Below are 14,101 nucleotides of genomic sequence, written 5' to 3' on the forward strand. Positions count from 1 at the left end.
GGGCGCGCGTCAGCTTTGATATTTGTTCCGCCCCAGATAGCGGGCGGTGAGGCTCAGGGCGAACATCAGCGTCACGAGGACCAGTGCCCCCGCCCAGGCGAGCCGGTGCCAGTCTTCATAGGGGGAGATGGCGAAGTTGAAGATCTGCAGCGGCATGGCGGCGATGGGCTCGGTCAGCTTCCTGCTCCAGAACTGGTTGCCCAGGGCGGTGAAGAGGAGCGGCGCCGTCTCGCCGGATATCCGCGCGATTGCCAGGAGGACCCCGGTCAGGACCCCCTTCATGGCGCTGCGCAGCGTAACCCGCAGGCTCGTGCGCCAGAGGGGGACCCCCAGGGCGAGGGACGCCTCCCGCAGGGTGTCGGGGACCATCTTCAGCTGTTCCTCGGTGGTGCGGAGCACGATCGGGATCATGATGAGCGCCAGGGCCACCGCGCCGGCAAGGGCCGAGAAACTCTTCATCGGCACCACCATCAGGGTGTAGGCGACCATGCCGGTGATGATGGAGGGGACCCCGGAGAGGACGTCGGCCGCGAACCGGATGACGTTGGAGACGCGGCTGCCGCCGTACTCGACGAGGTACATGGCGCCGAAGACCCCCACCGGGATCCCGAGCCCCGAGGCGAGCACGATCAGGATGCACGAGCCGGCCATGCCGTTGGCCATCCCCCCGCCGCTCTCACCGGTCGGCTTCGGGATATGGATGAAAAAGTCGGGAGAGAGGGAGCTGAACCCCATCTTGACGATATGGGCGAAGATGAGGACGAGGGGGAGAAGGACCGCCAGGGTTGCCGACGCCATGAAAAGGGTCATCATCCCGCTCTTGAGCCCGCGGATGGAAGGGATTCTCATTTGGCACCTCCCCTGGCCCCCCTGCGGGTCATCCCCCAGAGGAGAAGCCGGGCCAGGACGTTAATGACGAGGGTGACCGCCAGGAGGATCAGGCCGATCTCCATGAGGGCGGCGCCGTGGAGCGCAGAGGAGGCCTCGGCGAACTCGTTGGCGATGACGCTCGGCATGGTGTAGGCGGGGGAGAGGAGCGACAGGGATATCTGCGGCGTGTTGCCGATTACCATGGTTACCGCCATGGTCTCGCCGATGGCCCGGCCGAGCCCCAGGATCACCGCGCCGAGGATGCCGGAGCGGCCGTAGGGGAGGACCGCCATCCGGATCATCTCCCAGCGGGTGGCGCCGAGGGCGATGGCCGCCTCGCGCTGGCTCTGGGGAACGGCCAGAAGCACCTCCTTGGTGATGGAGGTGATGATCGGGACCACCATGATCATCAGGATGAAGACGGCGGCGAGCATGCTCACCCCGTAGGGTGCCCCCTCGAAAAAGGGGAGAAAGCCGAAATGGTCGATAAGGTAGGGCTGCACCGTCTGCTGCAGCCACGGCGCCATCACCAGCACCCCCCAGAGGCCGTAGATGACGCTCGGGACCGATGCCAGCAGTTCGACCAGGGCCGCCACCACGGCGCCGAATCTCTTCGGGGCGATCTCCGTGACGAAGATGGCGGTCCCGACGGAGAGCGGCGTGGCAAGGAGGAGGGCGAGGATCGACGAGACCACGGAGCCCCAGATGTAGGGGAGGGCGCCGAAGGATTCCTGGACCGGATCCCACTCCCGTCCGGAGACGAAGCTCCAGCCGAACTTCCTGATGGTGGGAAGGCTCTGGTCCACCATCTCCACGACCATGACCGCGATGATGACGAGGATGCTGAAAGCGAAGAGGACGGTTACTCCCTTGAAGATGAAGTCGCCGCTCACTCCCCGTTCAGGCTTCAATCTGCGGAAGGCTGCTTCCGTTGACACCGTATCCTCCCTCTTCCCTGAAGCCCGATTGATGGATGCTTCTGCGGGGTTGCTGTTCATTGGGGTTCCCGGATCCGAACAGGTTGTTTCCTGTTGTTGCGTTCGTTACGTATTCTTAACACGATCGTAATAATGCCGCGCACAGAAGAATGGCCCGGACGGACGCCGCTCTGGTAAGCGGGCCGGCCGGGCCTTCGGCATCAGTACTTGATGGTCTTGATGGTTTTCCCGACCATCTTCTTGACGTTTTCGGGAAGCGGCGCATAGAGAAGCGGAGCCGCCATCTTCTGCCCCTTCTCCAGCTCCCAGTTCAGGAACTCCACCAGTCTCCTGCCGGTCTCGCGGTTCTTCTGCTGCTGATAGATCAGGAGGTAGGTGAAGCCGGCGATCGGATAGGCGTTTTTGCCCGGCTGGTTCACCAGGGAGATGCGGTAGTCGGCCGGCATATGTTTGACGGCGCCTGCTGCGGCGGCGCTGGTGCTCTGGATGGAGGGCTCGACCCAGTAGCCGCTCTTGTTCTTCAGGGTTGCACAGGGGAGCTTGTTCTCGAAGGCGTAGGCCAGTTCCACGTAACCGATGGAGTTGGCGGTGGTCTTAACCTGGCCGGCCACCCCTTCGTTCCCCTTGCCGCCGAGACCGACGGGCCACCTGACCGAGGTCCCCGTGCCGACCTTGTGGGCCCACTCGGAGCTCACGCCGCGGAGGAAGTCGGTGAAGATGGCCGTGGTGCCGCTTCCGTCGGAACGGTGCACGACGATGATCGGCGCATTGGGGAGCCGTACGCCCGGGTTGTCGTCGGCGATGCGCGGGTCGTTCCACTTGGTGATCTTGCCGAGGTAGATGTCGGCCACGTCTTCAACCTTGAGCTTCAGCCCCTTCGGTGCGCCGGGGACGTTGTAGGTGACGACGACGGCGCCCATGACGGTCGGGATATGGAGGAGCTTGCCGGGGGCCGCCGCCAGCTCCGCATCGGAGAGGGGCTTGTCGCTGGCGCCGAAATCGACGGTCTGGGCGGTGATCTGCTTGATCCCGCCGCCGCTGCCGATGGACTGGTAGTTGAATTTCACCGACGGGTTGATCTTGGCGTACTCGCTGAACCACTTGGAGTAGAGCGGGTAGGGGAAGGTGGCCCCGGCGCCGTTGATGAGGGTCTCGGCCCCTGCCTGACCCGCCACCGCGGTGGTCGCCAGAAGCGCCAGAAGCGTGATCGCTTTGCGTACGACGTTGAACATTGCTGCCTCCTTGGAGTTGTTGTTCATCTGCCCTGGATTATACCCGGACAATTGTTACAGACAGGTTACGGCTATTGAAAGAATGGGTGAACTTGTGAAACATTTCCTCAGAGGTCCTCGTGCCGGCCCCGGGGCGAGTACCGCACCGCGATGATCCGCACCGCGGCCAGGGAGAGGACCAGGGCGATCACCATGGCGATCTTTTCCCAGGTCATCTCACGGTACCAGAACGCCATCACCTCGGTGAGGACCGTGACGAGGACCGTGTCGATGATGTAGGTTACCTTCACCCTCCCCTCAGAGAAGTAGGCAAGGGCCGTCCGGAGGATTTCCACGATGGCGAGGACGGTCAGCACATCCACGAGGATCGTCCTGAACGCCCCGTGGAAATCGGCGGAAAAGACCAGCCGGATATCGTAGAAGGTCCAGGCGATGCCGGCCAGGATCGCCAGCAGGATGGCGGTGATGAGCAGGCTCAGGAGCGCCCGCGCCGAAATCTCGAAAAACTTGGTGAGCTTCAGGTCCAGCACATCTTCTCTCCACATCTCGTTCTCCTCTCTCTTGGTGTCAGGCAGCAGGGTAACCGCCCTCTGTGACAGAAGGGTGTCCCCCGGGTGAGGAGTGGGAAACTATTGACATTGCTAGCTTTCGCGCTATTGTGCCGGTGAAGGAAAAAGCAGGGAGGCAATCCATGGACAAGGTCATAACCCATCTGCGGGGACGGTTCGTGACGGGGCTTTTCATCGTCATCCCCCTCGGAATCACCATCTTCATCCTGAAGTTTCTCTTCAGTTTCGCCGACGGCATCTTCGGCACGTACCTCGATGATCTCTTCATCGCCCTTACGCACCACAACTACTACTTCCCGGGGCTCGGGATGATTACCGGCGCCGTGGTGATCTACCTGACCGGCGTTCTCGCCGCCAACGTCATGGGGACGCGGCTCATCCGCTGGTGGGACGGGCTTCTGTCGCGCATCCCCCTGGTGAAGTCGATCTATACCTCCAGCAAACAGCTGACCCAGGTCTTCCAAGAGGGGAAAACGTCGTACCGCCGGGCGGTCTTCGTGGAGTGGCCCCGCAAGGGGGTACGGGCGGTGGGGTTCGTCACCGCCGAGGTGGAGCGGGACGGGGAGCGGCTCGTGGTGGTCTACGTGCCGACCATGCCGAATCCCACCTCTGGCTTTGCTCTCTTTTTCCGGGAAGAGGAGGTGACGGAAAGCGGCATGTCGGTGGAGGATGCGGTCAAGTTCGTCGTGTCGGGAGGGGTGGTGGTGCCGTAAGCGGTGCGCGCCTTACGCCTTCTTCAGCGTGAACCAGAAGGTCGATCCCTTGCCGTGCACGCTTTTGACCCCCACGGAGCCGCCGTGGAGCTGGACGATGTGCTTGACGATGGAGAGCCCGAGGCCGGTCCCCCCCTCCTCGCGGCTGCGGGCGGCGTCGACGCGGTAGAACCGCTCGAAGATCCGCGCCAGGTCTGCCGGCGGGATGCCGATGCCGGTGTCCTTCACCCCCACCTTCACCATGGCCCCCTCGTCGGAAACCATGAGCGAGACGGCACTCCCGGAGGGGGAGTACTTGATGGCGTTGTCGAGGAGGTTGATCAGCACCTGCTCCAGCCGGCCCGGGTCGGCAAGGACCGTCGGGGCCCCCACAAGGGGGGCACAGTCGATGGTGATCTTCTCGACGGCGGCCTTCTGCTCCAGGAGTCCGGCCACATGCCGGGCGACCCGCTCCAGGTTCACCCCGGTCAGCTCCAGGCGGAGCATGCCGGATTCGAGCCGGGAGAGGGTGAGAAGGTCGCCGATCAGGGCCGCGAGCCGGTCCGAGTGGCTGTAGATGATCTCGATGAACCGCCGGGCCCGTGCCGGGTCGCTCTCCAGCGTCCCCCCGATCAGCGCCTCGGCATACCCCTTGATGACCGTCACCGGGGTCCGCAGCTCGTGGGAGACGTTGGCGACGAAATCGCGGCGGATCTTTTCGAGCTTCTTGATGTCGGTGATGTCGTGGAAGACCGCCACCACCCCGTGGAGCTTCCCTTCCTCGGTGAGAGGGACCCAGTGGGTCAGCACGTGCCTCTCCTCTCCGAGGCCGAGGGTAAGCTCCTCCAGCCGCTCGCTCCCCGAGGCGACGACGGATCTGAACGCGTCGTGGAGGGCGGGATGGCGGGTGATTTCGATGATGTGGCGCCCCTCGACGTTTTCCGAGAGGGCAAAGAGTTCGAGGAAAGCGGGGTTCACCAGGGTGATCTCCCCCCTGGCGTCGGAAACCATGAGCCCCTCTCCCATCCCGCGAAGGATCGTGTCGAGCCGGGCCTTCTCCGCCGAGATCTGTTCCATGTGGTGCTCGATCCGGGCCGACATCTCGTTCATGACCCGGGCCAGCTCGCCAACCTCATCGCGGGTCGTCACCGGGATGCGGCGGGTGAACTCCCCCGAGCCGATCTGGGTGGCAAGGGTAGTCATCGTGCGGAGCGAGCGGGACGTGACGCGGGAGAGGATATAGCTCAGCACCAGGGCGATGGCGAGCCCGATGAGCAGGGACGCCGCCAGGAGTGTCCGGATGCTTGCCTTTGCCTTCTCCAGGGAGGTGAGGGGGAGCGCCAGGCGCAGGATCCCGCCTTCGCCGGCAGCGGTCTTCAGTGGAACCGCCGTGTAGAGCATCGGGGTCCTGATGGTAGCGGAATACCGCACCGAACTGCCGCTGCCGCTTCTGAGGGCCGCCTGCACCTCGGGGCGCTGAAGGTGGTTTTCGAGGGTCCCGAGCTGGTCGGGAGGGACCTCCGAGTCTCCCACCACCACTCCGTCGGCTAGGATGATGGTCACCCGTGCCCGGATCTCGTCCGAGATGGTGGATGCGGTGCGGGGGGCATCCCGCCGCATGTCCCCGATGTTGCGCTGTGCGATGAGCCGCGCCAGGCGGGTCTCGCTGGCGAGGTTTTCCCGGATCTCCTCGGCCAGGTGGGTGTCGAGGGTGTAGGAAAGATAGGCAAAGAAGACCCCGCCGATGAACAGGACGAGGACGAGGTAGGACGCCATCAGCTTCCACTGGATCCGGAATCTCACGGCTCCTCCATCTTGTAGCCGAAGCCGCGCACGGTCCGGATCAGGTCGCCGGCCGGCCCGAGCTTGGTCCGCAGGCGGGTGACGTGGGTGTCGACCGTGCGGGTATCACCGACGTAGTTGTAGCCCCAGACGTTTTTCAGCAGCAGGTCCCGGCTCTGGACACGGCCGAGACGCTCGGCCAGATTCAGGAGAAGCTTGAACTCGGTGGTGGTGAGAATAACCTCTTCGCCGGCCACGACCACCTGGTGCCGCGCGGTATCGATGGTCACCGGCCCGATGGAGAGAATTTTCCCCTCGGGCCGGTCGGGAAGGGAGCGGCGGAGAACCGCCTTTACCCTGAGCAACAGTTCCCTGGCGGAGAACGGCTTCACCACGTAGTCGTCGGCCCCGACCTCGAAACCGACCACCCGGTCGATCTCTTCCCCCCGCGCCGTCAGCATGATGACCGGAATCGTCGCCGTCTTTTCGGATTTTTTCAGCATCTTGCAGACGTCGATCCCCATGACGCCGGGGAGCATCAGGTCAAGGATGATCAGGTCCGGGTTTCGGGTTCGCGCCGCTTCCAGGCCGCTGGCGCCGTCGAATGCCGTGACGGCCTGGTACCCTTCCTTTTCCAGGTTGAACGCCACCAGCTCCGCCAGGTCTCGTTCGTCTTCAATGATAAGGATTGTCTTCATGGGGTTCCGTCCTCCTCGCTGCAGAGCGTAGCGAAGAGATATTGCAGTTGTGTTACAGTTGTGTAAAGTAGCAGTAAAATCGCAACTTACGCGGCTTTCCACAAAAAATGTGGATAGAGTTGTGGATAAAAATGTTGGTACGTCATAAAGCTGAAATAAAACAAATGCAAATAGCGAATTGCCCAAATTTTAGGCATGGTCCGAGGAAGCCGTTTTGGGCTAAAAACCTAACTATAACATATACTTATCGTAAGGTGTTGAAATGAAAGTGGTATCGACTTGTCAAGAATTATTGTGACAACTGTAACACGAAGTGTAAAACCGGTAAAAAAATAATACCCTGTTTGAATAACTTGACTTGCCACCAGAGGCATGGTAATTCGTAAAACCTCAAAAAATCAATAAGTTGTTTGCTTGAAATGAAATTTGAACCCCCGAAACTCAGGAGGATGGTGCATGTCGCAACCACTTGAATTCACGGTTGGAGGACTGCTCGACTCGGTGGCGGTCCGGTATCCGGACAACGATGCCCTCGTCTATGTCGACCGGGGGATTCGCTACAGCTACCGCGAGTTCAATGAGATCTGCCGCCAGGTGGCCAAGGGGCTCCTGGCTCTCGGGATCCGGAAAGGCGACCACGTATCCATCTGGGCGTACAATGTCCCCGAATGGGTCATTCTCCAGTTTGCCACCGCCAAGATCGGCGCGGTTCTGGTGACGGTCAACACCAACTACAAGTCGGCGGAACTAGAATATATCCTCAAACAGTCCGACTCCAGGGTCCTCTTCCTGGTGAGGTCGTTCAAGGATACCGATTACGTCGCGACGCTGAACGAGGTCGTGCCGGAGCTGGCGAGTTCCCGCCCCGGCGATATCGCCAGCGCGTCGGTGCCGTATCTAAGGCATGTCGTCTTCATTGGCGATGAGACGCCCGAGTGGATGATCAATTTCGACCGCATCGTCGAGCTGGGGAAAGGGGTCCCCGATGAGGATCTGGCGGTTGTCGAGCGCTTCCTTGACCGCAACGACGTGATCAATATGCAGTACACCTCAGGGACCACCGGTTTCCCCAAGGGGGTGATGCTCACCCACCGCAACATCGTCAACAACGGGTTCCTGATCGGCGAATGCATGAAGTTCACCGAGAAGGACCGCCTCTGTATCCCCGTCCCCTTTTTCCACTGCTTCGGCTGCGTCCTGGGGGTCCTGGCCTGCGTTACCCACGGAGCCGCCATGGTGCCGGTGGAGCTCTTCGATCCGCTGACGGTCCTTCGCACCATTGAAAAGGAACGATGCACCGCCGTTCACGGGGTGCCGACCATGTTCATCGCCGAACTGGAGCATCCCGACTTTCCGAAATTCGACCTCACGAGCCTGCGGAGCGGGATCATGGCCGGTAGCCCCTGCCCCATCGAGGTGATGAAGCGGGTGATCCGCGACATGCACGCTTCCGAGATCACCATCGCCTATGGACAGACCGAGTCGTCCCCCGTCATCACCCAGACCCGCACCGATGATCCGATCGAGCTGCGGGTGGCCACCGTCGGCCGCGCCCACCCCGACGTGGAGGTGAAGATCGTGGACATCGAAACCGGTTCCACCCTTCCGCCGGGCAAGCAGGGGGAACTCTGCACCCGGGGATACCTGGTCATGAAGGGGTACTACAAGATGCCCGAGGAGACCGCCAAGGCCATCGATCCTGGGGGATGGCTCCATACGGGCGATCTGGCCGTCATGGACGAGAACGGCTACTGCAAGATCACCGGCCGGATCAAGAACATGATCATCCGCAGCGGGGAGAATATCTATCCCCGCGAGATCGAGGAGTATCTCTACACCCATCCGAAGATCTCCGACGTGCAGGTTTACGGCGTTCCCGACCGGAAGTACGGCGAGCAGGTCATGGCGGCGATCATCCTCAAGAAGGGGGTCGAAATGACCGAGGAGGAAGTCCGGGAGTTCTGCCGTGGCAGGATCGCCAACTACAAGATCCCCCGCTACGTGAAATTCGTCGAGGCGTATCCGATGACCGCGTCGGGAAAGATCCAGAAATTCAAACTCCGCGAGATGGCCATCCGCGAGCTGCAGCTCGAAGATGCCGGCGAGACGGCATAAGGGGGATTCGGCGATGAGAGAGAAGGCACTCGGTATCCTCCTCGGTCTCTTCGTGGTCTGTTTTGTCGCGATCATCGTGGAGGAAGCGTTTCTCGGCGGCCGTCGCCGCCGCAGGCTGCAAAGAGAGGCGAGGCTGGCCCGCTCGCCCGAAGAACATCCGTAATCCCGGGAGGAGTCAGTGCGCATCACACCGAAAGAAGAGCTCGAACACCGCATTTCCCGTCTGCAGTCGCTGATGGCGAAGGAGGGGCTCGACGCCGTCCTCGTTCTCCAGAACGCAGACCTTTTCTATTTCACCGGTACGATTCAGTCGGGGTGTCTCTATGTCCCCGTGGCGGATGAGCCGGTCTACCTGGTGCGCAAGGAATTCAGCCGTGCCCGGATGGAGTCGGGGCTCCGGGAGATCGTGCCGTTCTCTTCCATGAGGGAGATTCCCGCCCGTCTTGCCGATTACGGCTATCCGCTTCCCGTCAGGATCGGGATGGAGCTCGACGTGATCCCGGTCAATCTTTTCGAGCGGTATCGTGCCGTATTTCCCTCATCCGCCGTCAGCGACGCCACCCCCCTCATCCGGCGGGTCCGGATGATCAAGAGCAAGTACGAAATCCACATCCTTCAGGACGCCGCCGTGCAGATAGACAAGGTCAACCGCAGGGCCCGCGAGGTTATCCGCGAAGGGATGACGGATCTGGAGCTGGCCGCCGAGCTGGAGTTCACCGCCCGGAAGGAAGGACACCAGGGACTGGTGCGGACGCGTGCGTTCAATGCCGAGCTGTTCTACGCCCATGTCTTTTCCGGTGCCGACAGCGCCGTTCCCGCCTATGTCGACACCCCCCTGGGGGGGCTGGGACTCAATCCATCCTTCGGACAGGGGGCCGGCCTCAAGCGGATTGAGCGGAACGAGCCGATCATTGTCGACTTCGCCGGGTGTGTTGACGGGTACCTCGTCGACCAGACGAGGGTTTTTTCCCTCGGGGATATCTCCGGCCTTCTGCGAAAGGCCTACTGCGATATGCTCCGGGTCCAGGAGCGGATGATGGAACTCATCAAGCCGGGAGTGCCATGGGGAGCCGTTTATGATGAATGCCTCGCACTTGCCGTGGAGCTTGGCTATGCCGACAGCTTCATGGGGAACAAGGGTGCCCAGGTCTCGTTCATCGGTCACGGGATCGGCATCGAGATCGACGAATATCCGTTCATTGCCCGAGGCTTCGGCGAAATGACCTTCGAAGCCGGCATGGTCTTCGCCTTCGAACCGACGGTCGTCGTTCCCGGTCAGGGAGCCATCGGCATCGAAAACACCTTCTACCTTTCCCATTTTGAAGGACTCAGGCAACTCACCTGCTCCGATCAGGAATTGACGTGCCTCTGATCCCCCAAGTCGCTCCATTCCCTTAAAAAAATTTTGTTGAAATTAACCAGAGAGGGTGTTATAAGCCTTTACAACAAAAACTGTATACAGTATACTAAAAAGCAATTTCCCCGCACCGTAAACTTTCAGCAGTATTTTCCCCGAAGCACCCTTGTTCCGAATCGGCGACAGCCGGATTAAACCGCAGCAGAACCGAATAACTTACCACTTGAAAGGAGGAGAGAGGGTGCGAGTATCACGGGAATAGGTTAGATTTTGTTTATTAAATTACAACCAGTCGAAAGGAGAGTCATTATGTCTAAACTCAAGGATAAGCTTGCACAGAAAGTTCAGGAGCACCGTCCCCGCACCACCAGACTCGTAAAGGAATTCGGCAAGGTCATTATCGACCAGGTGACCATCGACCAGTGCATCGGCGGTGCCCGCGACATCCGCGCCCTCGTGACCGACATCTCCTACCTCGATCCCCAGGAAGGGATCCGTTTCCGTGGCAAGACGATCCCCGAAACCTTTGCAGCGCTTCCCAAGGCTTCCGGGTCCGAGTATCCGACCGTCGAGGCGTTCTGGTACATGCTCCTCACCGGCGATATCCCGACCCAGGACGAGGTTGACGAAGTTGTGGCCGAGTTCAAGGAGCGGGGTAAGGTTCCCTCCTATGTATTCGACGTCATCAAGGCTCTCCCGAAGGACAGCCACCCCATGGTGATGCTCTCCGCCGGTATCCTCGCTCTCGAGCGGGAGTCCGAGTTCCTCAAGTTCTACAACTCCGGCAAGTTCAACAAAATGACCTGCTGGGAGCCGATGTACGAGGATGCCAGTAACCTGGTGGCGAAGATTGCACCGATCGCTGCCTTCATCTATCGCTACAAGTATAGGAACGACGAGCAGATTGCTGCCGATCCGAAGCTCGACTTCGGGGCAAACTTCGCCCACATGATCGGCCAGAAGCCTCCCTATGATGATGTGGCCCGGATGTACTTCATCCTCCACTCCGATCACGAGTCGGGCAACGTCTCCGCCCACACGACGCACCTCGTCGCCTCGGCCCTGTCCGACGCCTACTATGCCTACTCCGCCGGCCTCAACGGCCTTGCTGGACCGCTCCACGGCCTTGCCAACCAGGAAGTTCTCGCCTGGATCATGGAGTTCCAGAAGAAGCTTGGCGAAGGGGTCGAGCCAACCAAGGAGAACGTCACCAAGGCCCTGTGGGACACCCTCAATGCCGGTCAGGTCGTCCCGGGATACGGTCACGCCGTTCTCCGCAAGACCGACCCGCGCTACACCTCCCAGCGCGAGTTCTGCCTCAAGCACCTGCCGAATGACCCGCTCTTCAAGCTCGTCAGCATGATCTTCGAAGTTGCCCCGGGCGTCCTGATGGAGCACGGCAAGGCGAAGAACCCCTGGCCGAACGTCGATGCCCAGTCCGGTGTCATCCAGTGGTACTATGGCGTCCGCGAGTGGGACTTCTACACCGTCCTCTTCGGTATAGGCCGCGCCCTTGGCTGCATGGCGAATATCACCTGGGACCGCGCACTCGGCTACGCCATCGAGCGTCCGAAGTCGGTCACTACTCCGATGCTCGAGAAGTGGGCTGAGGAAGGCGGCCGGAAGTTCTGATCCAATACGACGGAGGCACCGGTGAAGGTGCCTCCGTTAAAGTGCCGTTGAAAGCAAAATGGGGAGATGTGCATTGACATCTCCCCATTTTGCTTTGCATCGTGATCGGTGATTGTTGTCGGTTAACCGAATACCTGTGCGCTGAAGACGTAGATATCGGCACCTTCCTCCCAGTCGTTTGCCCTGAGGCCTGCCTTGATGCAGGTTTGGCTGAGAAACGTGTTCCGGTCCCACCCCTGTTCCGTGGCAACCTGCGGCAGGAGTACCCCGCGGCAGAAGTTTTTTTCCAGATAGATGCCGTGGGTTCCGATCTTGATCTCGTCGCACGAATTTATCTTGACGAGAGGGCTCAGGATGGAGATTTCTAGCGAGAAATCAGCGAGGTCTTCGGTTTTCATCGGATAGAAGCGGGGATCCCGGGTCGCTGCCGAGACCGCCATCTCTTGTACAAGCTGGAACAACGGCTTGTCGGATATGAAGTTCCCGATGCAGCCGCGCAGATTCCCGTCTTTTTTGATGCAAACGAAGCATCCTCCTCTTTCGTTGAGGTTCGCGGCCGGTGCCTGCGTTTCCGATACGATGCCGTTTGCGACGTAGTTCACCACAGCTTCACGGGCAATCAGGAGGAGTTGCTGCTTGTCGGAATCCGAAAGTTCGCGTGTCACACTGTCACCCCTTGCGATAGAATCGACTAACGGTTTTTTAAATTACAATAATTGCGTTGATTGTGACAAGGGTAAATCCAGGTTGAGGAGGTTCCATGGCAAAACGTCACCGGGTTTTGATCGGCGGGGAATGGGTTGGCGACAACCGTTCGGAGATCAATGTTACCAATCCTTACGATGATTCGATTGTCGGCGTGGTTCCCGAGGCTACCGATGAAGATGTGGAATTGGCAATAGTTGCCGCCCGGAGAGGGTACCAGGAGATTTCGTCGTTTCCTGCCTTCCGGCGCTCGGAGATTCTGGCAAGAGCGTCCGATCTCATAGTGCGGGACCGGGAGGAGATTGCGGAGATCATTGCCCGTGAGGCGGGAAAGACGTGGAAGTACGCCCTCGCAGAGGCAGACCGGAGTGCTGAGACGTTCCGCTTTGCCTCCCTTGAGGCGCGAAACGAACATGGCGAACTCGTACCGATGGATGCTTCCCCCGTTTCTGCCGGCAGATTCGGGTTCTATCTGCGAACCCCCATCGGGGTGATCGGAGCCATCACCCCCTTCAATTTCCCTCTGAATCTGGTTGCGCACAAGGTTGCCCCAGCCATTGCCGCAGGGAATTCCCTTGTTCTCAAGCCTGCCACGAAGACACCGCTCACCTCGATCAAGCTCGCCGAGCTGTTGACGGAGGCGGGACTGCCGCCCGGTGTCCTCAATGTCGTTGTCGGGAGCGGGAAGACGGTTGGCAATCGCCTGGTGGCCGATGATCGGCTAGCAATGATCACCTTTACCGGAAGCCCTGCGGTGGGAGCGGAGATCAAGGCCCGCAGCGGGCTAAAGCGGGTCACGCTGGAGCTCGGCTCAAATTCCCCGACCATAATTGATGAAGATGCCGACGTTAATGCCGCCGTCTCGCGCTGCGTTGTCGGGAGTTTTGCCAATTCCGGGCAGGTTTGCATCTCTGTCCAGCGGATCTTCGTGCATCGGAGGCGATACGATGAGTTTCTGTCGAAATTCGTGGCGGCAACGAAAATGCTCAAGGTTGGTGACCCCATGGACCGGGATTCGGATATCGGTCCGATGATCTCCCGCGTCGAGCTTGAGCGCGCCGTGTCGTGGCTCGATGAAGCGAAGACGCTGGGAGCGGTGGTTGAGACAGGGGGGGGCGTCATCGGCAACTGCCTGGAACCGACGATCCTGAGCGGGGTGACGCCGGAGATGAAGGTCGTCTGTTCCGAGGTGTTCGCGCCGATCGTGTCGGTGCTCCCCTACGACACATTCGAGCAGGCCCTGGAGATGGCTGACGACTCGGTGTACGGGCTTCAGGCGGGGGTGTATACCCGTGACATCGGAAAGGCGTTTCAGGCGGTCAAGCGGCTCGATGTGGGGGGAGTCATCATAAACGACATCCCCACTTTCAGGGTTGACCATATGCCTTACGGGGGGAACAAGCAGAGCGGGCTGGGTCGCGAGGGGGTCCGTTATGCGATGGAGGAGATGACGAACATTAAACTTGTCTGCATCAATCTCTGACTCAGGTGATAAATTTTTTCGACAATTT

At 60.4% G+C, this 14,101-nt stretch carries 13 protein-coding genes; 6 read left to right on the forward strand and 7 right to left on the reverse strand.

Features of this window, described 5'->3' with window-relative positions; genetic code table 11:
- Positions 1–9 precede the first annotated feature (9 nt).
- The 4 genes from pstA to M6689_RS06220 form a co-directional block, all read right to left on the reverse strand.
- Complete coding sequence (gene pstA / locus M6689_RS06205; protein ID WP_298269141.1) at positions 10–849, reverse strand: phosphate ABC transporter permease PstA; 840 nt, start codon at positions 847–849, stop codon at positions 10–12.
- Positions 846–1,808: a phosphate ABC transporter permease subunit PstC gene (gene pstC / locus M6689_RS06210; protein WP_298269143.1), complete on the reverse strand. Its 963-nt coding sequence runs from the start codon at positions 1,806–1,808 to the stop codon at positions 846–848. Before pstC ends, pstA begins: the two co-directional genes overlap by 4 nt.
- A 200-nt stretch (positions 1,809–2,008) precedes the next feature.
- Positions 2,009–3,040, reverse strand: a complete 1,032-nt coding sequence (gene pstS / locus M6689_RS06215; protein ID WP_298269145.1) for a phosphate ABC transporter substrate-binding protein PstS — start codon at positions 3,038–3,040, stop codon at positions 2,009–2,011.
- Positions 3,041–3,147: 107 nt separating this feature from the next.
- Positions 3,148–3,585, reverse strand: coding sequence for a phosphate-starvation-inducible PsiE family protein (locus tag M6689_RS06220; protein ID WP_298269147.1), 438 nt, complete (start codon positions 3,583–3,585; stop codon positions 3,148–3,150).
- Between the two features lie 146 nt (positions 3,586–3,731).
- On the opposite strand from M6689_RS06220, the gene M6689_RS06225 reads away from it, so the two are divergent.
- Positions 3,732–4,322: a DUF502 domain-containing protein gene (locus M6689_RS06225; protein ID WP_298269149.1), complete on the forward strand. Its 591-nt coding sequence runs from the start codon at positions 3,732–3,734 to the stop codon at positions 4,320–4,322.
- A 12-nt stretch (positions 4,323–4,334) separates the two neighbouring features.
- Here the strand turns inward: M6689_RS06225 and pnpS are convergent, their stop codons facing one another.
- A complete protein-coding gene (pnpS, locus tag M6689_RS06230; protein WP_298269152.1) occupies positions 4,335–6,104 on the reverse strand; it encodes a two-component system histidine kinase PnpS in 1,770 nt (589 codons plus the stop codon).
- Positions 6,101–6,781, reverse strand: coding sequence for a response regulator transcription factor (locus M6689_RS06235; RefSeq protein ID WP_298269154.1), 681 nt, complete (start codon positions 6,779–6,781; stop codon positions 6,101–6,103). Before M6689_RS06235 ends, pnpS begins: the two co-directional genes overlap by 4 nt.
- A gap of 456 nt (positions 6,782–7,237) precedes the next feature.
- On the opposite strand from M6689_RS06235, the gene M6689_RS06240 reads away from it, so the two are divergent.
- The 4 genes from M6689_RS06240 (at position 7,238) to M6689_RS06255 (ending at position 11,885) form a co-directional block, all read left to right on the forward strand.
- Entirely contained in the window at positions 7,238–8,896 is a 1,659-nt protein-coding gene (locus tag M6689_RS06240) for an AMP-binding protein (RefSeq protein ID WP_298269156.1), read from the forward strand.
- A gap of 13 nt (positions 8,897–8,909) precedes the next feature.
- Positions 8,910–9,059 carry a hypothetical protein gene (locus M6689_RS06245; protein WP_298269158.1) on the forward strand — a complete coding sequence of 50 codons (150 nt, stop codon included), beginning with the start codon at positions 8,910–8,912 and terminating at the stop codon, positions 9,057–9,059.
- A gap of 15 nt (positions 9,060–9,074) precedes the next feature.
- Positions 9,075–10,268 carry a Xaa-Pro peptidase family protein gene (locus M6689_RS06250; protein ID WP_298269160.1) on the forward strand — a complete coding sequence of 398 codons (1,194 nt, stop codon included), beginning with the start codon at positions 9,075–9,077 and terminating at the stop codon, positions 10,266–10,268.
- Between the two features lie 294 nt (positions 10,269–10,562).
- The gene (locus M6689_RS06255) at positions 10,563–11,885 is read left to right on the forward strand and encodes a citrate (Si)-synthase (protein ID WP_298269162.1); all 1,323 of its coding nucleotides are present in this window, start codon (positions 10,563–10,565) and stop codon (positions 11,883–11,885) included.
- A gap of 122 nt (positions 11,886–12,007) precedes the next feature.
- Here M6689_RS06255 and amrA read toward each other — a convergent pair whose 3' ends face one another.
- Positions 12,008–12,550 carry an AmmeMemoRadiSam system protein A gene (gene amrA / locus M6689_RS06260; RefSeq protein WP_298269164.1) on the reverse strand — a complete coding sequence of 181 codons (543 nt, stop codon included), beginning with the start codon at positions 12,548–12,550 and terminating at the stop codon, positions 12,008–12,010.
- A 95-nt stretch (positions 12,551–12,645) separates the two neighbouring features.
- On the opposite strand from amrA, the gene M6689_RS06265 reads away from it, so the two are divergent.
- Positions 12,646–14,073, forward strand: a complete 1,428-nt coding sequence (locus tag M6689_RS06265) for an aldehyde dehydrogenase family protein (protein ID WP_298269166.1) — start codon at positions 12,646–12,648, stop codon at positions 14,071–14,073.
- The last annotated feature ends 28 nt before the right edge of the window (positions 14,074–14,101 follow it).

Source organism: Geobacter sp., from assembly GCF_027327745.1.
Lineage (GTDB): Bacteria > Desulfobacterota > Desulfuromonadia > Geobacterales > Geobacteraceae > Geobacter.

Coding starts and splice junctions, on each gene's coding strand:
- pstA (WP_298269141.1), bottom strand. CDS start 849: ATGAGAATCCCTTCCATCCGCGGGCTCAAGAGCGGGATGATGACCCTT.
- pstS (WP_298269145.1), bottom strand. CDS start 3,040: ATGTTCAACGTCGTACGCAAAGCGATCACGCTTCTGGCGCTTCTGGCG.
- M6689_RS06220 (WP_298269147.1), bottom strand. CDS start 3,585: ATGTGGAGAGAAGATGTGCTGGACCTGAAGCTCACCAAGTTTTTCGAG.
- M6689_RS06225 (WP_298269149.1), top strand. CDS start 3,732: ATGGACAAGGTCATAACCCATCTGCGGGGACGGTTCGTGACGGGGCTT.
- M6689_RS06235 (WP_298269154.1), bottom strand. CDS start 6,781: ATGAAGACAATCCTTATCATTGAAGACGAACGAGACCTGGCGGAGCTG.
- M6689_RS06240 (WP_298269156.1), top strand. CDS start 7,238: ATGTCGCAACCACTTGAATTCACGGTTGGAGGACTGCTCGACTCGGTG.
- M6689_RS06245 (WP_298269158.1), top strand. CDS start 8,910: ATGAGAGAGAAGGCACTCGGTATCCTCCTCGGTCTCTTCGTGGTCTGT.
- M6689_RS06255 (WP_298269162.1), top strand. CDS start 10,563: ATGTCTAAACTCAAGGATAAGCTTGCACAGAAAGTTCAGGAGCACCGT.
- M6689_RS06265 (WP_298269166.1), top strand. CDS start 12,646: ATGGCAAAACGTCACCGGGTTTTGATCGGCGGGGAATGGGTTGGCGAC.